Raw genomic sequence first — 23,212 nt, 5'->3', positions numbered from 1 at the left:
GTAATCGTTGATGTGCTTAACACGCTAACAGAAAAAAGGGGGAATTAGCGCCCCAAGCACATCAACTGCCGTTATTTCGCTTGAAATCACGATAAAACAATCTTAGTGCTATTGACTTAAATCAAGCTTAATCGGGCTTGATATCATTGATGTTTTGTAACTCTATTCGTTTGTCGATTAAGTCTTTAATCAGTGGCGTTAAGATAAGCTCCATGGCTAAGGACATTTTACCTCCCGGTACCACTAGCGTATTAACTCGCGACATGAACGATCCCTGGATCATGTTCAGGTAATAAGGGAAGTCGACGTTATTAATGCCGCGAAAGCGGATCACTACAAAGCTTTCGTCAAGACTGGGAATATCTTTAGCGCTAAATGGGTTAGATGTGTCAACGGTAGGCACTCGTTGAAAGTTGATATGAGTGCGTGAGAACTGCGGTGTCATGTGATTAATATAATCGTCCATACTGCGCACAATAGAGCCCATGACTTTTTCACGGCTGTGACCACGTTCAGTGGTGTCCCTAATGATTTTTTGAATCCACTCTAAGTTAACAATGGGCACCATACCAATCAGTAAATCGACGTGTTTTGCCACGTCAGCATCATCGGTTACCACTCCACCATGTAAGCCTTCGTAATACAGCATGTCGGTGTTTTCTGGCAAGTCACGCCATTGCGTGAAAGTACCTGGCATTTGGTTAAAAGGCACCGCTTCATCAAAGGTATGTAAATAACTGCGGGTTTGTCCATTACCGGTATCGCCATAGCTAATGAAGCATTCTTCTAGTTTTTTAAAGTTGTTGGCTTCAGGACCAAAATAGCTAATATTACGATTTTCAGCTTGCGACTTACGGATTAATACTTCCATTTCTGCGCGAGTGAAATGATGAAAACTGTCGCCTTCTACAAATGCGGCATTAACACCAAGTTGCCTGAATATATGAGTAAAGGCGGTTGTCGTGGTGGTAGTGCCAGCACCAGATGAACCGGTTACAGCAATAATAGGATGTTTTGCTGACATGTTATTCGCCTACGTTTGTGATTCACCAAAGAAAATCGAATCACTAGTTATACGGTAATCATCACCTATGGGTCAATTAATCACAGGTCATAACGTTAATATTTATATAGAATTATTGCTTAAGCATGCAGGTTAATCATTAACTCTTGCTGAAATATGTTCGCGCTGACGGATCGCGATAGATTCATCATCTTCACTGTACTCAACCACCAGTTCGCCTTTTTTAAGGGCGAGTTTACAACGCTCCGTAGCATAAGCCAGCTGCTGCTCGTCAACATCACTAAAGCTGCCATCTTCAAGTTGCGATAATAAATACTCTTTAATCATTCCTTGAAGTGTTTCTTGGGGCAATGACAATAATGCCTCATACGGGACAAGCATGGTTATTCCTTTTCTGTCGCAGCGACAGCATGTTGCGCTAATGTTTTATTATCGTCAGCGAGTAAAAAGTTAATGATCCGATCTTCTAAATAGAATTTAGGTTTCCACGGCCACCCGCCATCCACAAAGCCAACATGGCCACCACATTGATGTAGCTCATATTCTACCATTGGCGATAACTGATCTTTGCTAGGGATCACATCGTCAGTCATAAAAGGGTCGTCTTGAGCATGGATCACTAGCGTTGGCTTAGTAATGTGTTTTAAATAGTTCATCCCACTCGATTTTTGATAGTAATCGTTCACCCCAGTAAAACCATGCAAAGGTGCTGTGACTTGATCATCAAATAAATAAAATGTGTTGAGCATTTTAAGTTGTTTTTTATTGATGGGCATTTGCGCTGTGAGATCGGCCGTATTGATTTTATCGAGCATTTTACGCTGCAAGCGTTTAATTAAAAAGCGCTGATATACGGTCGAAAAACCACTCTCTAAACGTTTTGCACACGCGGCTAATGTTAATGGCGCCGACACCACGACAGCCCTTTCTAACAGGCTATCTTGTTGCTCACTTCCCTGGTATTTTGCCAGTACATTGCCGCCTAAACTGTAGCCGACAGCGTAGAGGCGTGATTCAGGGTAGTATTGTTTTAACTGTGACAAGGTATATGCTAAGTCATTGACATCACCGCTATGATAACTGCGTGCTAACCGATTAGGCTCGCCTGAACAGCCTCTGTGATGATGCACTACCGCAGCAATGTTGGCCTTTTTAGCCTCTAGTAACATTCTGCGTGCGTAATGTGATTCAGTGTTCCCTTCAAGTCCGTGAATAATCACTAAAATGGGTTCACCATTTTGAGCTTGGCCTAACCAGTCTAAATCAATGAAATCACCGTCAGGCAGCTCTTGTCTTTGCCTAAACGTAGCTGGTTTGGCCACTTTAAAAATAAACGGTAGAATCGTTTGTACGTGCGGACTAGCAGCCCACCAAGGAGGAGAAAACATCTTTTTCATAAAGGGAATCGTTCTGCAATTGTTTGTGAATATTTAAACGTGTGTTTAAATGTTACCCATGTCACTTTAGCATATAAAAATTACCGACAACAATAACTCAAAGGGGAAGTAAATGAAGCGTCGTACCTTTCTCACCGGTGCTTTTGCAGGAACGGCTGCACTGGCATTAGGTGTTAATCTGTATGTGCCAACATCCTCAACAGCAATAGATGATATCCACCATCGAGTGTTGTTTAGTGTGTTTATTCCTATTTTTCTCGACGGTAGCTTGCCTGAAGTGGCTAATCACAGGGAGATGGCGATCAATCGAACCTTAGATGCTATTTCGCAGTCGATTACCCATTTACCACAAGCCCAGCAAGATGAGTTGATGGAGCTATTAGACTTACTTGAAGGCCGTTTTGGTTTGTTGTTGCTCAGTGGCAGTATGACGCCGTTATTGGGGCGTGAACCGCAGCAATTGATCGATATGCTAGAATTTTGGCGTTACAACTTTCTCGATATGTTAAAAACAGCCTATTCAGGGCTGCGTGAGCTCATTATGGCCAATTATTATGCTTGCCCTGAACATTGGGGTAACTTGCGTTATGCCAAGCCCACTTTCTTGGTGAGTAACTCAAACTAATCACCCTGTGTATAAAGGAGTATTCTCGTGGCTATTATTGATCCTATTATCACAGGACTGAATGCGGGTTGGCACCATATTGATGCCAGCACATTAGAGAAAGACCGTCATTTTGAGGCCGATGTGGTTATTGTCGGCACGGGTGCTGGTGGCGGAACAGCGGCTGAAATATTGTCTCAAGCTGGGCTTAAAGTCATTATGATTGAAGGCGGCGCGTTAAAGTCGTCAACGCATTTTGATATGGAAGAGCGCCATGCTTACCCTAATTTATACCAACAAGCCGCGGCATTAAAAACCGCAGATAAAGGCATTGGCATTTTTCAAGGCCGCACGGTTGGCGGTTCAACAACGGTTAACTGGACCACCTCGATACGCACACCTGAGCCGACATTGGATTTTTGGCAGCAAGCTAAATCGGTTAAAGGATTATCGGCGACGGAGTTACAGCCTTGGTTTGAAAAAATGGAGAAGCGACTCAATATCGAGCAATGGCAATACGACGCAAACCGTAACAACGGCGCATTACGTGATGGCTGTGAAAAATTGGGTTGGGAATACACGGTCATAAAACGCAATGTTAAAGGCTGTTGGAATACCGGTTATTGCGGAATGGGTTGCCCAGTTAATGCTAAACAATCGATGCTGGTAACCACTATCCCTAGCGCACTTGAGCAAGGTGCGACATTAATCTCACGGGCAAAAGTCGTCAAGCTTGAACATAAAGGCGACAAGGTCGTTGGATTAACCGCACAAGCGATGACAGAAGGGTTGAAACCCACAGCATTAAAAATTACATTCAGTGCCAAACACTATATTTTAAGTGCTGGCGCCATTCATACGCCAACCATTTTAATGCGTTCAAATACGCCCGATCCTCACAAGCAACTTGGTAAAACCTTTTTGCATCCGTCGTTATTATCTGGCGGTATGTTTGCCGAACAAATTAATGGTCACAGTGGTGCGCCGCAATCGATATATTCTGATGAGTTTGTTTGGCGCGATGGTGCTGCTGGCGAGTTAGGTTATAAGCTCGAAGTCGCGCCTGTGCATCCTGTGCTTATTGCCTCTAAAACTATAGGTTATGGCGTTAGTCACGCACAGCTAATGGCTAATTTTAATCAAATGCAGGTCACCATAGCATTAATCCGTGACGGTTTTAATGAACAAAGCCCTGGCGGACAAGTGCGGTTAACCGATAACAGCTTTGCCCTTGATTACCCCTTAACCGATGGTTTTTGGGGGGCTGCGCGTCGGGCATTTTTATCGATGGCGGAATTGCAGTTTGCCGCAGGAGCTAAAAAGGTATTGCCGATGCACGATGGCCTAAGTTTTTTTGAGTCCTGGAATGATGCGAAACAAAGCATTAATCAATTAGATTTGGGTTTAATTAAGACGATTGTGGCTTCAGCGCATGTGATGGGCGGGTGCCCTATGGGTGAAGACAAAACCCAGGCGATGGTCGACAGTTATGGTAATTCACACTATTTTGAAAACTTATCAGTGATGGATGGATCAGTATTTCCAACCAGCCTAGGCGCTAACCCACAATTGACTATTTATGGCATTGTGGCCCGTAATGCGACAGCATTAGCGCAAAAGCTGACAGCGAAATAATTAGGCTTATATGATGAATGAGTGCCATTTTATGTCTCTATAGTGCGGTTAACGGTATAGAATAAAGCGTGCCTTTCATCATGGTCCATTATGTTATGGCTCGTTATCTGTTTACAACACGAGTGCTGAGGTCTACATGGATTTAAATAGACTAAAAATATTCTTCGTTTTATACCAAGAAAAGAACATGCGCCGTGCTGCAGAGCGATTGCACAGCTCACAACCTTCTTTAAGTCAGCAGTTATCAAAGTTAAGGCATCAGTTTAATGATGAACTGTTTGTCAAAGTACCGCAGGGGCTTGAGCCAACGTCTTTCGCCGATAAACTGTATCAAAATTCATATGAAACTTTTCATCAACTTGAGCAGTCTGTCACCCAGACAAGCGACTTTAATCCTCAACATATTAATCAAACCATTTCATTAGCGGTATCGCCTTTACTTGCACCATTATTAGGGCATCGCTTTTTAAAAAAAATCACAGACGAAGCGCCTAATTTAAGCATACATATTCACCAATGGTCTCAACATACCTTAGAGCTGATTAGGTCAGATCAAATCCACATTGGGGTGCATTATCAAATTACCAGCCAGGATAAACAGATAAGGGAAGTGGGTATTGCAAAAGACAGTTTTCGCTGTTTAATTAGAAAAGATCATCCGATAAAAGCTAATGTCGTGAGTATGGCAGAAGCGGCAAAGTACCCTTTTACTACGATTATTTCGAGCGATTGGAACTCAAAAATATCTCATGCAGAACAAGCGTTTGATGCATTAGGGTTGAAAATAGATATCGGTTATCGTTCAGAATTACCGGAAGGCATTTTGGAGGTTGTACAAAATACCGATATGATTTTTCCTTGCTCGACGTTATATCGATTTATGGATCAAGATGTATACCGCTCCTTCACACTCGAAGAAAATATACCGATTTCAACACCTAACATATGTACTTATTATCATTATAAAAATGATAAAGATCCCCTCACATTGTGGCTAATTAGCCTCTTTAAAGAAGTGCTCTCCTCACCTTAACGTGATAAAAAAATCGAATGATCGACATTAGTTATCATTAATATATTTAATCACTCCAAGTTCTTATTATTACCTCAACAAATAAACGAATAGCCGTTTATTAAATTGTAGAGGTAACAACATGAAAAAGAACTTACTTGCAGTAGCAATTGGTCTGGTTAGCTTAACCGCAAATGCTCAACATCATAATCATCTTACTTTAGGTGACACACTTAAAGTTAATGGTCATTCGCATGTAGAAGTTAAACATGACGATGATTCTATTGCCGGTTATATTGCGGCAACTCAAGTGCATAATCATGACACTCGAGGCTACCCAAAAGATCTTGACGTCTTTATTGCTGGCTCACCAGAAAACGCCTTAGTTAAAGTCGATTATAAATCTGGCTCGCATGCTAAAGATAACTACAAGGTGCTGAATGATTTAAAAAGCACCGTTAATCTTCCTGAAGTGATATGGAGTGCTGACTACAACATATTTGAATCAGAAGATGAAGCAAAGCTGCGCAATAGTAATATCCAAGCGAGTGATTCAGTACATCCTGAGCTAAAACGTATGCATGGCATCATGAAGCCCACCATTTATAAACTCTCTGATCGGGTATATCAGATATACGGGTTTGAAATGACCAACTCAACTATTGTTGTGGGTGACACAGGCTTAATCGCATTTGACACTCATTACTCTAACGAAATTGCAGAAGTGGCCATTGAAAAATTTCGTGAAGCAACGGGGATAGATTTGCCGTTCCATACCATTATCTATTCTCATCACCACCCTGATCAATTGTCTGGTACCGGCGCTTATGTCACGCCAGAACAGGTTACCGCTGGTGAAATCAATGTGATTGCACATGAAAAGCTGTTTGAAATGTTTGCCTTAGAATCAGGCTTTTTATCGCCATTAATGTCTCATCGCGGTATGTATGCTTTTGGTGCTCCATTAGAAGTGGGAGCGGAAGGTTATGTAGGCCAAGGCATTGGTTATGTACCAAAAGAAGTCTATGACCCAAGAACCACGTTTACGGCAAAGCCCAATATCACACTTGATGATCAGCAAATTATGGTCATCGATGGGGTTGAGATGGAACTTTTCCATGTGCCGGGTGAGTCTAGCGATCATATCGCAATTTACATGCCTGAAAACGGTGAAATGTTATTAGGGGATTCTATTCAGGGAGAAACGATACCGAATGTTTACACTATTCGAGGAGCACAATATCGTGATATGGAAGAGTGGAAAGACAGTGTCGATCGCATGCGCTCATATCATGCGAAAAGCTTCACCAATCATCATGGACGCCCAGTAACCGGTGAAGACTATGTTGAATCTGTGTTTAGCGTATGGCGTGACTCTTTACAGTATCAATATGATGAAACGATCCGTTTGATGAACAAAGGTATGACTCGTGATGAGATAGAACTGCATATCACACTACCGGAACACATCAGCGATCATGAATATCACCGACCATTACGGGGCTCTGTAGAGCAAAATGTTCGCAATATTTACAACGGATATATGGGCTGGTATCAGGGTGACCCTACTGAATTTGCAAAACCTAATTTTGAAGACCGAGCTGAGCTGTATGTTGAGGCGTTAGGCGGGCGAGACAATATCTATGAGACTGCTGAAAAAGCATTTAAAGCCGGTAATTACGGCTGGACGATGGATATTACGACCTGGGCTGTGCGGGCTAACCCTGAAGACCAACAAATGAAACAGCTTAAAGCAGATGCAATGAAAGAGTGGGGCTATTCGCAATCAACCCCTGGTTGGAGAAACTGGGCTCTCACTGGTGCAATGGAGTTGGAAAATGGTGCATTTGTGATGTCAGATATGATGATAAATCTGTCCGAAAACACCATGGACGAGATGGAAATGGACGACTTATTTAAAATTCTTCGCACTAGGCTTAACTCTGAAAAACTCAGTAGTACGCCAGAAGATACCCTGTTGACTAACGTAATTCTCGATGGTGTTGATTATACGTTTGGCATTCGCTCTGGGGTAATGGTGCATGAGCTTGGTCATAGCGCGGGTAATTTGCCGAAGGTCATATCCCGTAAAGCGTTCTACGACTTATTTTTCTTTAACACACTAACAACAGAAGAGCCTGTTCTTAAGGTACTTATCGAGCACATCGAATCGCCGTATGGCAAGCAAGTACCGATAGTCACAAGGTAATTTATGTCATTTGAGGTAGCACCCAGCTTGTTTGGAGTGGGTGCTCTTATTCAGTTAGTGTTGGAGATTAAGTCATGCAAAAAAATATTTACTTAGCAATCGCAGTGCTTTTTTCGAGTCAGGTTGTGGCTGATGAAAACAGCGAAATCCAAGATATGTCAGATCCTTTGGCGGTTTATACACAAATGGGTGTCGGGACAACCGATAAAGGCGTCAATATTAAATTGGGTCAGTCTTTTGATACTGGAAGCGACACCACCATGGGCATGAATGTTTTCGAGTTTAAAGGCTTAATGGGAGAGACTTTCGGTTGGCGAGATGAGGCTAACAATAGTGTTGATAGTATGCGCTTTCGTAATTTTGGCGTTGATTTAACTAACGGAAGAGGCTCGCAACTCGATGTTAATTATGACTTTAACAATGAGAGTGGGGCCATTTCATATAGCTTGATCCAAGCGCTTCCAGCATATGGTCCTTTGCAGTTGTACCCGCTTGTTGGTGTAGGAGCCGCTTTTGGGAATAATGTTGTTGGAGATGACGATCAAATGACCAGTGGTTATTCGGTCCCTGGCACATTCGGTATGGTGGGGCTTTACAGTAAACTCGATATTACAGATAACATTTGGTTAAATTATAATCCAATGTGGATGTCGAGTTTGTCTGGGTCAGATACCTATAAAGATCAGGGATTCTCTGGGGAATCTTCTGCCTTTGCTCATGAGTTTATTGTGTCTTACCAGTTGGCACCAAGATCAAATATTCGTTATTACGCGAATTGGACTGAACACGATAGCTTTAAAAGTGGTGACCACCGAATAGAGTTTAACTATCAATTTTAAGTAATCAGTAAGGTTAAAAACTGCACTCATTTGAAACAATGTACTGGGTGCAGTTTTAGCCTGTAATGAGCTTTGTGTATTGAGTTTACTTTACCGTCGCCATGACATGCTCATCTAAACCCAATAAACTTAAATAATGTTGTGTATTTGAGTAATCAGCATGTTTTAAATTGAATGTCTCACCAACCAAGCTATTGAGCCTTTGTAATAAAAGCTGTTGTGACTTTCGCTCCATTATCAATTCAACATCAAGCATTTTTTGATATTCATCTTCTGCTAAGTGTTGTTTGGCAATACGACGTAACTTTCGATATGGCTGCAATACGCTTTCTTCCCACTGCGCGGTGGTACTGATGAGTATTTCCCATTGCGATTGAGTTAACAAATACGCTTTTTCATCAAGATATTGGGCTAACAATAATAAGTTAACATTAATCTTGTGACTGTCTTGTAATAGGATATAAGCGCGAGGATTTTGAGCATAAGCTTGTTCGCACTCGCGCCATAAATTGGGCGTAAATGTGGGACGATTTATTGGTGTTGGCATTGGTTTTTCCTAAGGCGTTTACGAATAAACGCCACAGTCAACATTCTGTTATTGAACCGCTTGTTCAATCTCTTCAATTTGTTCTTGCAGCTCTAACCAGTTCATTTCACTTTCGTCCATCTCCTGGGTTAGGCTGGTACGCTCGTTAAGCACTTGAGTCATTTTGGCTTTGTTCTCAGCTTCGTATAAGCTGCCATCGGCCAGTTCGGTTTCTAGCTCTGCCAATCGTTGTGATATCTTTTGTTGCTGTGTTTCTAATTTAGCTTGCTGCTTTTTAAGCGGTGAGGTTTTTTGTCTTAGTTCTGCTTCAATGCGTTTTTGCTGTTTTTTATCGATTTGATCGCCATTAACAGCTTGAGATTCACTTTTATTGCTGGCTTGAGCGGCTTTTGCTGCATCGAGTAACCATTGATGATAATCGTCTAAATCGCCTTCGAAAGGCTTCACCACGCCCTGATCAACCAAGTAGTAGTCACTGCAGCTTAGACGCAATAAATGACGGTCATGCGATACAATAACCATAGCCCCTTCAAAGCTTTGTAATGCCATGGTTAACGCATGACGCATTTCTAAGTCTAAGTGGTTGGTCGGCTCATCGAGTAACAGCAAGTTAGGGCGTTGCCACACCAATAATGCCAATACTAAACGTGCTTTCTCGCCACCAGAAAAGGGTCTCACTGGTGCTAAAGCCATATCGCCATTAAAGCCAAAACCGCCTAAAAAATTACGCAATTCTTGCTCGCGGGTACTGGCCGGAGCTAAGCGTACTAAGTGCTGTAGTGGTGAGTCGTCTAGGCTTAAAAATTCGATTTGGTGCTGGGCAAAGTAACCAATATTAAGCCCGGGGTTAGGCTCGTACTTACCGGTTTTAGCGTGGAGTTGCCCAGATAACAGCTTAATTAAAGTCGATTTACCCGCGCCATTACGGCCTAATAATCCAATCCGTGCGCCAGGGACTAGGTTGAGCTGCACTTGTTTTAAAATAGTGTTGTCATCGTAACCAATCGAGACATTTTCCATCGCCACGAGTGGGTTAGGTAATGCTTCTGGTTCTCTAAACGCCATTTGGAATGGGTTATCAACTTGTGACGGTAATAACTCTGCCATACGCTCAAGTGCTTTTAAGCGGCTTTGTGCCTGTTTCGCTTTACTGGCTTTGTAACGGAACCTGTCAACAAATGATTGCATGTGCGACCGTTCTTTTTGTTGGCGTTCAAACGCAACTTGTTGTTGCGCCATACGTTCTGCACGAACACGTTCAAAGGCACTGTAATTACCTTTGTAGAAATTTAATTTATGATTTTCGACATGAACAATCTCATCAACAATACCATCAATAAAGTCGCGGTCGTGACTGATAAGGATTAATGTGCCTTGATAAGATTTAATCCAACCTTCTAGCCAGTACATGGTGTCTAAATCTAAGTGGTTGGTGGGTTCATCGAGCAGTAATAAATCGGAACGACACAACAGTGCCTGGGCTAAGTTAAGGCGCATACGCCAGCCACCCGAGAAGCTTTTTACGGGGTTACTTTGTTCTGCTTCACCAAAGCCTAAACCGGCAAGCAATGCTCCAGCGCGTGCGCGAATGGCATAACCACCAATGGCATCAATTTTACCGTGGATAAGGGCAATGGCATTGCCGTCATTGTCATGTTGAGCCTGGTTTAGTTGGTTTTCGAGTTGGCGAAATTCAACATCGCCATCGAGCACGTATTCCAGTGCTGATACGTCAAGCGCTGGCGTTTCCTGGGCTACGGTGGCAATTTGCCAACCGGCAGGCAAACTAAAGTCGCCTTTATCAAGATGTAAGTGGCCCAATATTAGTGCAAGCAATGATGATTTACCGGTACCGTTAGCGCCTACGAGTCCGACTTTATGGCCAGGGTAGATAGTGAGTGAGGTTTCATCGAGAAGGGTTTTACTGCCGCGAACTAATTGAGCTTGGCTAATGTTGATCATTAATTACAACTTGATTGCTTAACAATAGAATAATGGTGTAGATGATATCGCATCTGCAATTTATTTCCCACAATCACGGGACTCATGTGGGTGAATAAGGCAAAATAGACGTATATATTTAAAAGGTATTTATTAAGAGAACATCATGACTAAAATCAAAAAACGCTTTGTTGCTGGCGCTAAATGCCCTAAATGTGGTGCGAAAGACAGCATTTTGTTATTCAAAGAAAATGGTATCGAAACCGTTGAATGTACTGATTGTGATTACCGTGCATTACAAACGGATATCGAAGTGCCTAAAAAGGCCAGTGGCAGTATGATTGGGGTGTTTAAGCCAGATTAATGGGGCGCTAAGCTTCTAAACTTAATTGCTCATGTATTCATCAGGGGGAGTTTCAGCTGATATTTTCATTTTATGCTGATTCAACACCCTGATGACATTAATGTTATTTTTGGTAAGCTCGTTAAAACGATCGGTGATTTCTTGTAACTCTAAGCCATAGCTCGGGTCGTCTTTTGGCTTGGTTTGCCAATAACGTTTACGGTCTAGCTTTTGAATTTCGCTGGCTCGAAGGATCTCAAAATAGCTGTTTTCTTGTTTAAGACGATAGATTTCTCCGTCTAACAACTGTAAAAGTTTTTCTTTGGAAATGGTTTGTTTGTTTAATAACGCTTTAAGCGGATCTTCTTTTAACTCACGCTTGTCCGAGTCGACTTCGGTAGTAATACCAAGTTGATATTCAATTTTATGTTGGCGAAATTCTTGCGGGCAAACGGTTTGGCTGAACACGACTTTTTCGTCTTTCATGCATTTGTAAATAGTATTAGCCTGAGCCCCAAAAGCGCTCAATGCAAACAACATGAATAACAGTCTTTTTGCCATGCGGCCACACGTCCTTTTGCGATACTAGTTTGATTTAATTCACTCATTTAACACTACAGATGTTAAGTAATTGACCACAGTGCTTGGTCGTACATCACATTATCTAGTCGTCATGTTAAGTGGCAATAACGGCTCGTTTAGCTACACGTTAACAACCTATTGTTAAGATTGTGATAACAATATATTTGATTGAGCAGATTATCATAGTTTTACCGTACTCAAGTAAGACATTCGCCATTCTCGCTACCGGATATTCACTATAGTTGCACCATATTTGCTCAATTGTACAAGGCTTGCCCTTTTATGGGGGCATAGCACTGATTAAATATGGGTCAAGTTTATCGATAAAACCAGTTTTTTGACAATCAAATTTTACTGATAAGAACAATCTTTGTTTTTTATTTTATTAACTTAGCAAAAAATTAAATGATTGTTCCCATGATTGTTATACGGGGTGACGGGAAAATGACGCGTTATCAATCAAACGTGCTTTGCCTAAGTAAGCCGCCGCAATAACAACAAGCTGGTTATCGTCAGCGGTTGCTTGACGTAACGTATCGGCATTTCTCAGTTCAAAGTAATCAGGCGTAAAGCCTGCAGTTATTAATTGTTGCACAGCTTGCTCAATAGCATGTTGCGGGGATTTGTTGTGCTGAACGGCATGAATAACACTGTCTATTGCGCGTTTTAATGCTGCTGCGTTGTTTTTTTCATCTGCGGTTAAATAGCCATTACGTGAACTCATTGCCAAGCCTGATGCTTCGCGAATGGTTTCAATACCAATCACCTCGATTGGCATTGATAAATCGTCAACCATGGTTTTAATGATCATTAATTGTTGAAAGTCTTTACGACCAAATAATGCCATGTCCGGCTGAACAATATTAAATAGTTTAGCGACAATAGTGGCCACACCACGAAAATGCCCAGGGCGACTTGCGCCACATAATTCATCACCAATATGGGGTACTTCAATAAAGGTTTGCTGCGCTAAACCTTTAGGGTAAATAATCTCTGGTGTTGGTGTAAATAACAGTTCCGCGCCAGCGCTTTCCAGCTTTTCGCTGTCTTGAGCTAATGTACGTGGATATCCGTCTAGATCTTCTTTAGGACCAAATTGCATTGGGTTGACAAAAATAGACACCACCACGTGATCAGCACGGCTTTTCGCTTCATTAACTAAGGTAATATGACCTTGGTGTAAGTTACCCATGGTAGGCACAAAAGCAACGGTTTCGCCTTTTGCACGCCAAGTCTTTACTTGTTCACGGATCGTTGAAATGACAGCGGTGGTTATCATGTTATTGTCGAACCTTACTCAAAAATGGTTTATGAGTGCTGCTTGGTAAAATAACATCGCAGCACTAACAGTTAGTTAAATGTATGTTCTTCTGCTGGGAAGGTTCCGTCAGCTACTTCGTCAATATACGCTCTAATTGCTGAGCGAATTTCGCCTGTTTGCTTGAGGTAGTTTTTAGAAAAACGGGGAATATAACCGCTCGAAATACCTAATACATCATGCATGACCAAAATTTGACCGTCGGTGTCGGCGCCTGCGCCAATACCAATAACTGGAATGGTAAGTGCTTCAGTAATGGCTTTAGCCAATTGTGGTGGAATGCATTCAACCACGAGCAACTGCGCTCCCGCGGCTTGTAATGCTTTGGCTTCGTCAAGAATTCGCTGGGCATTTTCAGCATCACGACCTTGCACTTTAAAACCACCAAATACATTGACTGACTGAGGGGTTAAGCCTAAGTGAGCACAAACTGGGATGCCACGTTCTGTTAGCATTTTCACGCTTTCAAGTAACCAATGTCCACCTTCTACTTTAACCATGCTGGCACCCGCTTGCATGAGTATTGCGGCGTTTGTCATTGTTTGTTCTGGTGTGCTGTAGCTCATAAATGGCATATCGGCGATCAATAACGCACGAGCAATACCGCGTTTAACACAAGCAGTGTGATAAGCGATATCTGCAATTGTCACGGGTAAAGTGTCGCCATGCCCTTGCAATACCATGCCCAGAGAGTCGCCAACAAGCAATACATCAACACCTTCGCTGTCAAATGCACCTGCAAAACTGGCGTCATAGGCGGTAAGTGCAGTGAATTTTTTGCCTTCTTTTTTGAACTTGATTAGGGTCGAACTGGTGACTTTTGACATAGTAGACTCTTAAAAAAATTAAAATACTAAAAGCTGAGCTTAATGTGCTGCCGATTAAGATCAACTTTACTCGATAAGCTTTTGCAATTCATCGCGCATAGTCACACTAATTAGGCTTTCAAGGCTGGTATTACAGGGCAGTGTGAGGGTTGGCGCAATGTCTGCTAACGGTATTAACACAAAGCTACGTTGTTTCATGCCGTAATGTGGCACAGTGAGTCGTGGCAATGATATTTGCTGTTGGCCGTAAAGGAGTATGTCTAAATCTAGGGTACGAGGCCCCCAATGTTGCAGTCTTACTCGGCCCTGCTGTTGCTCAATGCCTTGCAAAGCATCAAGTAACTCAATGGGGGTTAATGCTGTTTCAAAGCCCGCTACGGCGTTAACGTAGTCAGGCTGTAACACTTCACCCATGGGTTTAGAGGCGTAATAACCAGACACACGCAATGAATCGCCAATGGCTAGTGCACCTAGTGCACTAACTGCATCGTCGAGTTGCAGTGTCGGATTAGCTAGGTTTGCCCCCAGAGCCACATACACTTGAATTGCCACTGTAATTACTCAGCTGTCGGATTAGCTTTAGCAGCAGGTTTACGGCGACGCTTGCGCTGCGGCGCATTTCGGTTACGACTGCTACCACTTTTACTGCCACTTTTGGCTATTTCGCTACGTTCAGTTTCATCTGCTTCAACAAAGCTTTTCCACCAATCAGCAATTTTAGCAATATTACCTGATTCAACTTCACCACGAAGCAGCAATAAATCGTAACCGGCTCTAAACTTAGGGTTCTCTAACATTTTAAATGCTCGAGTCCCTTGGCTACGCTCTAAACGAAGCTGCAGTTGCCAAATATCTTTGGCTGGGGTGCTAAATCGACGTGGAAGACTAATAGTACGACATTGTTGTTCCATCACATCGCCCATCGCGGCAACGTGAGCGTCGTAATGAGTTAGCCCACTTTCGATAGCAATATCATCGGCACGCTGTTTAAGCGGGTACCATAATATTGCCGCATAGAAAAATGCTGGGGTAACAGGCTTGTCTTGGCTAACGCGTAAGTCGGTACTGTTCATCACAGCTTGCAACATTTTAGCGGCATGACCTTTAGGCGATTCGCTAATTAATGCGCTCACTTGCGGAAATAACGGCGCAAACAAACCAAAACTTTGCATCATGTGATAATTGGCTTCAGCTTTGCCTGCAAAGAATAGCTTTAACACTTCTTCATACATGCGGGCTGCTGGAATATCGCTTAACAAAGGGGCTAAGGCTTCTATTGGCGCGGCTGTAGTGGCATCGATTTGCATGTCTAACTTAGTGGCAAAACGAACGGCACGTAGCATACGCACAGGATCTTCACGGTAACGTGTATCTGGATCGCCAATTAACTTAATAGTGCGGTTATTAAGATCGTTAATACCGCCGCCATAGCTGCGAATAGAGTAGTCGCTGATATCATAATAAAGCGCATTGATGGTGAAATCGCGGCGCTCGGCGTCTTCGTCAATCTCGCCATATACGTTGTCACGTAACAAACGGCCTTCAGCATTTGATTTTGATATTTTATCGTCGGTTTCACCGTGGTGACCGCGAAATGTTGCCACTTCAATGACGTCACGACCAAACACAATATGTGCCAGTCTAAAACGACGGCCAACTAAACGACAATTGCGAAATAACTTCTTAATGTCTTCTGGAGTCGCATTGGTGACAACGTCAAAATCTTTGGGTTGTAAACCAAGTAAAATATCGCGTACGCCGCCGCCAACTAAGTAAGCTTTGTAGCCAGACTTATTCAGACGATAAAGCACTTTTAGTGCATTTTCACTAATTTGGCGACGTGAGATTGAATGACCATCTCTGGAGATGATATCCAGACGTAAGCCATCTTCTTGAATGGGCTCTTCAAGGACTGGAGCTACTTTGTTGTCTTCAAATAGCTGTTTACAGAATTGGCTAATACGGCGAAAAATAATACACCTCGTAATACTTGAATAAATTGATTAAAAATCTGGCGGGTATAATACATTAAATGTTGATAAATGAGTATATGTGCTAAGCGGCTAAAAGCCCTTAATCCACAACCACGACTGCATTTATGAACTCTGTATCGACTATGTTGCCAGGTTTGTTGCTGCTAATACGATTTCTTTGTGTTTTGGGATCCGATCTAAGCAAAATTGTGCCACTGCCTGTTGCAGCATCACTTCGACCGAATCGATATCGACACTCGCTTGACCCAAAAATGCTAATGCAGCATTAATGCTGGCTTGAGGACGTTGAGTGTCAATCGCCGGAGCATGATTTTGCTTTGATAACTTAAAGCCTTTTTCGGCACAGGCTAATGGCAAATGCAGCCAGTTAGGTGTGCTTAGGCCTAGTTGCAAGAATAAACTGATTTGTCGGCAGCTCGCTTCGAGTAAATCACAGCCTCGAACAACCTCTGTAATACCTTGATAAGCGTCATCTAACACTACGGCAAGTTGATAAGCATATAAACCGTCACTGCGTTTAATCATAAAGTCTTCGGCAGCAAAGTGGCTATCGACGCTTACCTTGCCTTGAAGTAAGTCGGTAAAATTATCGACTTTTTCCTGATTGCGGATCCGAATTGCACCTTGAGATAACCTTGGTTGGCATTTTCCGCATCGGCCGTCGTATAGCCCACCACTGGCTTGAATAATTTTGCGAGTGCATTGGCAAAAATAGGCTTTATCGTGGCTAATTAACTGATCAATTTGTTGTTGATAGGCGTCATAACGTTGATGTTGATATAACGCAGTGCCATGCCAATGTAAGCCATAGGCATCAAGTGTGCGCAGAATATCATCGCTGGCACCGGCAACTTCACGTGGGGGATCAATATCTTCAATGCGGACGAGCCATTGGCCTTGCTGGCTGTGGGCGCGAAGGTAACTGCCTAGGGCAGCAATAAGCGAACCAAAGTGTAAAGGTCCTGAAGGGGATGGCGCAAATCGGCCGATATATTGAGTAGTGCTCATAGCGGTGAATTTTTTAGTCGCTAAGTTACATAGACGACACCAACTTATCATGGCACGTGACTATGTTATTTATTTTTAGATTTTAGAAAACAAAAAGGCGAGATAATCTCGCCCTTATGAATAACGGGTTAACCCGCCATCTGTTTTTCTTTAATCTCTGCTAGCGTCTTACAGTCGATACATTGATCGGCTGTTGGACGAGCTTCAAGACGACGGATGCCGATTTCGACACCACAAGAATCACAGAAACCGAAATCATCTTCTTCAATTTTCTGTAATGTCTTTTCAATCTTCTTGATCAGTTTACGTTCTCTATCACGAGCACGTAATTCTAAGCTGAATTCTTCTTCTTGGGCTGCACGGTCTACAGGATCAGGAAAGTTAGCAGCTTCATCTTGCATGTGAGTTAACGTACGGTCGACTTCTTCACGCAATTGGTTACGCCATGCTTCGAGGATCCGTTTAAAGTGACCTCGTTGCTTGCTATTCATATACTCTTCACCAGCTGACTCCTGGTAAGGATCTACACCAGCAATAGCGAGTACGCCAAGTTTTTTAGTGCCTTCAGGCATAACGCATCTCCTGTAATCTCTTGCGTTTTAAGGGCGTCTTAAATTTACGGCCGCTGTGTCTTATTTTTACGGCCGCTATCTATACCAGAAACTCTATAGCTAGGCAAATTTTTTACGTAGTATTTCAGTGTTTTTTTATCTAAAGCATCACTTTACAGGGTTCGACTATTTGGCTTCCCTGTGCGGTAAGTGCTGTTTTATAGGCTAACACTTCAACACCCTTAACAACGGCTTGTTCAAGTAAGTCTGCGTATTGTGGGTCGATATGTCGCGCGGGTTTTACGGTCGATATGCCACTGTGCTGCACCACAAACAATAATACCGCTCGGTGGCCCATGGTGACCATTTGGATAAGTTCGCGTAGATGCTTTTGTCCCCGCGTTGTGACGGCATCTGGAAAGTAGCCCACTTGGTCTTCTAGCAAGGTACAACTTTTCACTTCAATATAGCACTCTGGGCGGTTTTGGCTAGTGAGCAAGATATCGATTCTGCTATTTTCATGACCATATTTTACTTCGCGCTTTAGGGTGTCATATCCTTGAAGCTCAGTAATAACCTGTTGGTTAATTGCTTCTTCAGCTAATGCATTGGCGCGACCAGTATTGATGCCAATAAAATGTTGTTGATCTGTTTGCATAATCTCCCAAGTATGGGGATATTTTCGTTTAGGGTTATCTGAGGTTGAAAACCAAACAGGCTCTCCTGGAAACAAACAGTTTTTCATTGAGCCAGTGTTAGGGCAATGAATAGTGATGACCTGTCCGTCGGGTAGGGCAACGTCGGCCAAAAAGCGTTTATAGCGTTTTAACAATACACCTGTTTCTAATTTTGGTTCAAATAGCATGTGTATAACTATGTCTTGGGTTGATTTACAACAATGTTAACAAATTTTAGCTTGGTTTATCGATTGTGTTTTGTCTACACTACTGCCATTAGCTCGTGTTTAGGCTAGGGTATTTGCGCCGCCTGGCGCACAACAAGGAATGACTATGGATATTATGACGGTAACGCTTACTAATGACGCACCAGCAGCGCATTGGGGCAAAGCAGATGTGACTTATCAAGGCGCGCAAACACTGATCCATTTATCTGGCAGCGATGAGCTGCGTCAGGTGCAAATGGCCGCGAGAAAAATACGTAATCAAGGCGTTAACGCTGTACAGCTTACTGGCGACTTATGGAATCTGCATTCTCAGTGGGCTTTTGCACAAGGTTTTGCCACTGCTAAAGCGGGTTATCAAGTGCTTTGGTGTGGCAGTGATGTAGATCAAGCGACCTTAACTCAGCGCGCTGAAGCGGCTCAATTTGCGCGTAAGTTAATTAATGATACCCCAGAAGATTTATCGCCAGTGGGATTAGCGACGCAAGCTGCAGCCTGGATAAAAAACATCGGTGGCGACAAGGTAAGTTTTACTATTGTTGAAGGCCAAGAGTTATTAGAAAAGAAATGGGTTGGTATTCATGCGGTCGGTCGCGGCAGTGAGCGTCCACCGGCATTGCTTGAGCTTGATTTTAATCCGCTTGCAGCAGATGCTCCGGTATCGGTTGCATTAGTGGGCAAAGGGATTACTTTTGACTCAGGCGGCTATAGCCTTAAGTCATCAGAAGGCATGTTGGCAATGAAATGCGACATGGGCGGGGCGGCAACAGTTACCGCGGCATTAGGCTTAGCGATGAAAGCGGGCTTAAATAAGCGTGTAAAACTGTTTTTATGTTGCGCAGAAAACCTGGTAAGCGGCCGTGCATTTAAATTAGGTGATATTTTAACTTATAAAAATGGCACCACAGTTGAAATCGTTAATACCGATGCTGAAGGTCGTTTAGTGTTAGCCGATGGTTTACAGGCCGCTTCTGACACTGGCGCGCCATTGATTATTGACGCAGCAACCTTAACAGGTGCAGCAGTTATGGCTGTGGGGTCAAATTACAATGCGATTTTCTCGCCACAAACTGCCACGCTACAACTTGCTCAAAAACGTGCAGCTGCAGTATCTGAAAATGTATGGCCACTGCCATTAGATCCATGGCACAAAGATATGTGCCCATCGGCTTATGCAGACACGGCAAACAGTCGTCCTGTTAAAGGTGGCGGCGCGGGTGGCGCATCTAATGCAGCTGGTTTCTTATGGCGCTTTGTGTCACCACAAGCTAATTGGTTACACGTTGACCTCGCTGGCGCATTTGAGTCTTCTGCTTCAGCATTATGGGCTGCAGGTGCAACTACTCATGGTGTACTCACAATTGCAGAGCTACTAAAAGACTAGCCTTCAAGCGATAACAAACTCAAAGACAGCCGCAGATAATGACGTTCATTATGTGCGGTTTTTTATTACTACAGTTGTCAAGATTTAAGGAATAAATCGTCGGTCATTAAGCAGCTTATGAGTAGGTTCACATTGTAATTTTGGTGTGCATCGCAATATGAGTAAATTCGTCATGTTAATATGGCAAATTAAGCTAACGTGTCGCGCATGTTGGTATTTACTTATGTACCAGTGGTTGCGTGTAGCGATAATACTTAAAGAGCTTGCGGTAATGCTAATGACTCTAACTATTGGTGATATATCATTTAGGTATAGCGCTTATTTGTTCAATAACGCTAGGCTAACTGGTCCGATCTACGAGACTTAAAAAGCCGCTTGTCATGTAAAAATCAAGCTGGAGATGCACTGAGTTACCGAAGAGGAAAGATGGCTCAAACCCATGCAGTAGCGCTGATATTTGATTTCTTTTGTGTCTTCTCTAAATCAAATTCAACAAGTCATTGCTGCAAATAGCGAGTATGCATTCACTAACCCTTAATTAGTAATGAGTTGAATCCCAAAGCCTAATAGATTATTAATACAGCATGATATAAACAAATATCGTTAATTGTGAGTGACTAAACTACACTTAGATTAGTGTTAATGACAAACTTAACGATAAAATAGCGCATATTTTTATCCCTAAGCAAATTGAATTGCAAACCTTGATTGAGTTGATGAATGGCAGATAGCACCCAACAACTATTGAAAAGTGTGTTCACAAATGGACCTATTGAAGGGAATAATACCTCGGTGTTAGATCTGCTCAATCGGGCGCTTCAGCTTGTCTGTAACAGACTCGATTGCAGTGCTGCATTCATACTAACTAGCCAATATGACAATGTGTTTGCGCCCGACAGTGACATCATCGACACCACAGAACTACAATGTGTTAGTCATTTTACCGCTTCACCCGAGGCACAATTATTATTTAATCAAGGCATCAATAGCCATCAAGTCCTGTGTGATTCTTTATTGGAAAATACCCAATCCATCCTTTACAACGCATCGCAAGACAATATCGCTCTGCTTGAAGATAAACCCTATCTGTCGTCGTTATTACACACCTTTACATCACTCAATATCGACTGCAAACATTTTGCTCTCAGCCCTGTATTGCGTGTGGGTAATGTTAAAGTGATATTGGGTGCTCTGTGCGTCACTGAGCTTAAATCGGTAGCCGATGATCAACCCGATCCTTGCGCGTTTGTGGCTAAATTACTTGATGATACCGCCTATCAATTAGCGTCGGCACTAGAATTACGCCGTTTAGCGGTGGTGCTCGATAATAAAGATAAACAATATCAAGAGTTGTTCCAGTTATTGCCAATGGCCTGCGCCCTGATTGATTTACACAATAATGTCGTGTTGCAAAATGATATTTGGCAAAGTATTTTGCCTATAAGGCTGGGGGATAATCTATTTCATATCGTGCGCGATGAAGACCACCCGCTGCTTAACGATACCTTACACATAGTCCGCGAAGGCATTTTACGTCAGGCCTGGTGCGAAATCCCTTTACGTAACGGGGTCAAAAGTCACTGGTATAAATTCAGTTTTTGTCATGCGTTAAACCGCCAGCAACAATTATTACTGATGGTTGAAGATGTGACCGAGCGTTACCGTTTGGCTGATGAACTGTCTTTTCATTCAAATTATGATGTTTTAACGGGCTTACCCAATCGAGTGCAGTTTGAAAACATGCTCGAAGAACTGTTAAAAGATGAAGACCATGTTCCGGCCTGCATTGCGTTTCTCGATCTCGATCAATTTCAGGTGGTTAACGATCTTAGCGGCCATCAAGCAGGTGACCAATTACTGCAACAAGTCGCTGTGCGCTTAAAGCAATTACTCCGCAAAGGCGATATTGTGGCGCGTTTAGGCGGCGATGAATTTGGCTTGTTAATGCATTATTCAGACAAGTCTTCGGCGCAGCAGGTTGCCAAACGAATTTGCCAACAATTGTTTGACCATGAGTTTGTGTGGAAAGGCATTAAACACAATATCAGCGCCAGTATTGGTATTGCTCAAGTTGACTATGCTGACACCGACATTTATGGGGTAATGAGCAAAGCCGATGCAGCGTGTCAGTTAGCAAAAGAAGATGGCCGTAATCGTTGGCATTTTTATAATCCAGACGATCCGCAAATGCACATTATGTATAACCAAATGTTAGCGTCTGTCGACATTGCCGGTGCATTGGCGCTGAATCAATTTGAATTGTTTTACCAACTCATTGAACCCCTCGATAAGCAAGAAAGCGGCATACACATGGAAATCTTGCTGCGCATGGTTCAAAGTGATGGTACTTATGTGTCACCTGGGGTCTTTTTACCTGCCGCAGAACGTTATAATTTGGCGCCGCGAGTAGACCGCTGGGTGATAGATAATCTGTTAAAATGGGGTGGCGAAAACCTCAATATTTGGCAGCAACTGTCGATGGTGTCGGTTAACTTATCGGCCATGTCATTAGCCGACCAAAAGTTTATGAGTTGGCTTGAGATGCGCCTGATGGTTGAGCCTGAGTTGGTTGATAAATTGTGTTTCGAAATTACTGAAACCGCCGCCGTTAGCCAGTTAGATCAAGCCACAGGACTCATCGATTTACTGAAACCTTTTGGCTGTAAATTGGCCCTAGATGATTTTGGTTCTGGTTTTTCCAGTTTTGCCTATTTAAAATGTCTTAATGTTGATTACGTAAAAATTGATGGGCAGTTTGTGGTGAATTTATGCAGCAATCGCAGCGACAAAGCCATTGTGTCAGCGATTTGCCAATTGGGTAAAGACATGAACTTTGAAGTGATCGCCGAGTTTGTTGAAAACACTGACATTGGGGAATATCTGAGAAATATCGGTGTCGATTATGCTCAAGGTTACGCCATTAATAAACCGACTCGTCTCGCCGAACTCGACAGTGGTCTTCGTACCCCTTGGTTAACAGATGCGACGAGTATTATCACTGAAGAAGAGAGAAAGGCATTAGAGATCTAGCGCTCGAAACCTATGTGTATGTGCGCGGTATTAGTATAAAATACTGCGTAAAATCACAGCCATAGT

Annotated in this window: 21 protein-coding genes; 8 read left to right on the top strand and 13 right to left on the bottom strand. The window is 42.8% G+C overall.

What is annotated here, in order from left to right; all coding sequences use genetic code 11:
* Positions 1–127: 127 nt before the first annotated feature.
* The 3 genes from AC19MV_RS05285 to AC19MV_RS05275 all read right to left on the bottom strand — a co-directional run bounded on the left by AC19MV_RS05285 (position 128) and on the right by AC19MV_RS05275 (position 2,421).
* Positions 128–1,024, bottom strand: coding sequence for a phosphoribulokinase (locus AC19MV_RS05285; RefSeq protein ID WP_432399941.1), 897 nt, complete (start codon positions 1,022–1,024; stop codon positions 128–130).
* A gap of 132 nt (positions 1,025–1,156) precedes the next feature.
* Positions 1,157–1,405, bottom strand: coding sequence for a YheU family protein (locus AC19MV_RS05280; RefSeq protein ID WP_432399940.1), 249 nt, complete (start codon positions 1,403–1,405; stop codon positions 1,157–1,159).
* 2 nt (positions 1,406–1,407) lie between these two features.
* Entirely contained in the window at positions 1,408–2,421 is a 1,014-nt protein-coding gene (locus tag AC19MV_RS05275) for a hydrolase (RefSeq protein ID WP_498306164.1), read from the bottom strand.
* A gap of 112 nt (positions 2,422–2,533) precedes the next feature.
* On the opposite strand from AC19MV_RS05275, the gene AC19MV_RS05270 reads away from it, so the two are divergent.
* From AC19MV_RS05270 to AC19MV_RS05250, 5 genes are all read left to right on the top strand, one after another.
* Complete coding sequence (locus AC19MV_RS05270) at positions 2,534–3,046, top strand: TAT leader-containing periplasmic protein (protein WP_498306162.1); 513 nt, start codon at positions 2,534–2,536, stop codon at positions 3,044–3,046.
* 27 nt (positions 3,047–3,073) lie between these two features.
* A complete protein-coding gene (locus tag AC19MV_RS05265) occupies positions 3,074–4,660 on the top strand; it encodes a GMC family oxidoreductase (protein ID WP_498306160.1) in 1,587 nt (528 codons plus the stop codon).
* A 136-nt stretch (positions 4,661–4,796) separates the two neighbouring features.
* Positions 4,797–5,693, top strand: a complete 897-nt coding sequence (locus AC19MV_RS05260) for a LysR family transcriptional regulator (RefSeq protein WP_498306158.1) — start codon at positions 4,797–4,799, stop codon at positions 5,691–5,693.
* A gap of 121 nt (positions 5,694–5,814) precedes the next feature.
* The gene (locus AC19MV_RS05255) at positions 5,815–7,881 is read left to right on the top strand and encodes an alkyl sulfatase dimerization domain-containing protein (protein WP_498306156.1); all 2,067 of its coding nucleotides are present in this window, start codon (positions 5,815–5,817) and stop codon (positions 7,879–7,881) included.
* A 74-nt stretch (positions 7,882–7,955) separates the two neighbouring features.
* A complete protein-coding gene (locus AC19MV_RS05250; RefSeq protein ID WP_498306154.1) occupies positions 7,956–8,720 on the top strand; it encodes a hypothetical protein in 765 nt (254 codons plus the stop codon).
* Between the two features lie 85 nt (positions 8,721–8,805).
* Here the strand turns inward: AC19MV_RS05250 and AC19MV_RS05245 are convergent, their stop codons facing one another.
* Entirely contained in the window at positions 8,806–9,267 is a 462-nt protein-coding gene (locus AC19MV_RS05245) for a TIGR02444 family protein (RefSeq protein ID WP_498306152.1), read from the bottom strand.
* A gap of 48 nt (positions 9,268–9,315) precedes the next feature.
* The gene (locus tag AC19MV_RS05240) at positions 9,316–11,229 is read right to left on the bottom strand and encodes an ABC transporter ATP-binding protein (protein WP_498306150.1); all 1,914 of its coding nucleotides are present in this window, start codon (positions 11,227–11,229) and stop codon (positions 9,316–9,318) included.
* Between the two features lie 145 nt (positions 11,230–11,374).
* Here AC19MV_RS05240 and AC19MV_RS05235 point away from each other — a divergent pair, with 145 nt between their 5' ends.
* Positions 11,375–11,572, top strand: coding sequence for a YheV family putative zinc ribbon protein (locus AC19MV_RS05235; RefSeq protein WP_498296643.1), 198 nt, complete (start codon positions 11,375–11,377; stop codon positions 11,570–11,572).
* Between the two features lie 21 nt (positions 11,573–11,593).
* Here AC19MV_RS05235 and AC19MV_RS05230 read toward each other — a convergent pair whose 3' ends face one another.
* The 8 genes from AC19MV_RS05230 to sfsA all read right to left on the bottom strand — a co-directional run bounded on the left by AC19MV_RS05230 (position 11,594) and on the right by sfsA (position 18,696).
* Complete coding sequence (locus tag AC19MV_RS05230) at positions 11,594–12,112, bottom strand: DUF4124 domain-containing protein (RefSeq protein ID WP_432399930.1); 519 nt, start codon at positions 12,110–12,112, stop codon at positions 11,594–11,596.
* Positions 12,113–12,557: 445 nt separating this feature from the next.
* Positions 12,558–13,412, bottom strand: coding sequence for a pantoate--beta-alanine ligase (panC, locus tag AC19MV_RS05225; protein ID WP_498306148.1), 855 nt, complete (start codon positions 13,410–13,412; stop codon positions 12,558–12,560).
* A gap of 71 nt (positions 13,413–13,483) precedes the next feature.
* Positions 13,484–14,278 (bottom strand): 3-methyl-2-oxobutanoate hydroxymethyltransferase, encoded by a 795-nt coding sequence (gene panB / locus AC19MV_RS05220; protein WP_498306146.1) that lies wholly within the window; start codon positions 14,276–14,278, stop codon positions 13,484–13,486.
* Positions 14,279–14,344: 66 nt separating this feature from the next.
* Positions 14,345–14,830 (bottom strand): 2-amino-4-hydroxy-6-hydroxymethyldihydropteridine diphosphokinase, encoded by a 486-nt coding sequence (gene folK, locus AC19MV_RS05215; protein WP_498306145.1) that lies wholly within the window; start codon positions 14,828–14,830, stop codon positions 14,345–14,347.
* Positions 14,831–14,835: 5 nt separating this feature from the next.
* Positions 14,836–16,146, bottom strand: coding sequence for a polynucleotide adenylyltransferase PcnB (locus AC19MV_RS05210; protein ID WP_498306273.1), 1,311 nt, complete (start codon positions 16,144–16,146; stop codon positions 14,836–14,838).
* A gap of 246 nt (positions 16,147–16,392) precedes the next feature.
* The gene (gluQRS, locus tag AC19MV_RS05205) at positions 16,393–17,280 is read right to left on the bottom strand and encodes a tRNA glutamyl-Q(34) synthetase GluQRS (protein ID WP_498306143.1); all 888 of its coding nucleotides are present in this window, start codon (positions 17,278–17,280) and stop codon (positions 16,393–16,395) included.
* 128 nt (positions 17,281–17,408) lie between these two features.
* Complete coding sequence (gene dksA / locus AC19MV_RS05200; protein WP_188737863.1) at positions 17,409–17,852, bottom strand: RNA polymerase-binding protein DksA; 444 nt, start codon at positions 17,850–17,852, stop codon at positions 17,409–17,411.
* 139 nt (positions 17,853–17,991) lie between these two features.
* Positions 17,992–18,696 carry a DNA/RNA nuclease SfsA gene (gene sfsA, locus AC19MV_RS05195; RefSeq protein WP_498306142.1) on the bottom strand — a complete coding sequence of 235 codons (705 nt, stop codon included), beginning with the start codon at positions 18,694–18,696 and terminating at the stop codon, positions 17,992–17,994.
* A 145-nt stretch (positions 18,697–18,841) separates the two neighbouring features.
* Here sfsA and pepB point away from each other — a divergent pair, with 145 nt between their 5' ends.
* Positions 18,842–20,116, top strand: coding sequence for an aminopeptidase PepB (gene pepB, locus AC19MV_RS05190; protein ID WP_498306140.1), 1,275 nt, complete (start codon positions 18,842–18,844; stop codon positions 20,114–20,116).
* 720 nt (positions 20,117–20,836) lie between these two features.
* Positions 20,837–23,146 carry a putative bifunctional diguanylate cyclase/phosphodiesterase gene (locus AC19MV_RS05185; RefSeq protein ID WP_432399922.1) on the top strand — a complete coding sequence of 770 codons (2,310 nt, stop codon included), beginning with the start codon at positions 20,837–20,839 and terminating at the stop codon, positions 23,144–23,146.
* Positions 23,147–23,212 lie beyond the last annotated feature (66 nt).

This window comes from Shewanella sp. MF05913, assembly GCF_059758095.1.
This window is presented reverse-complemented; position numbering and strand designations above follow the sequence as displayed.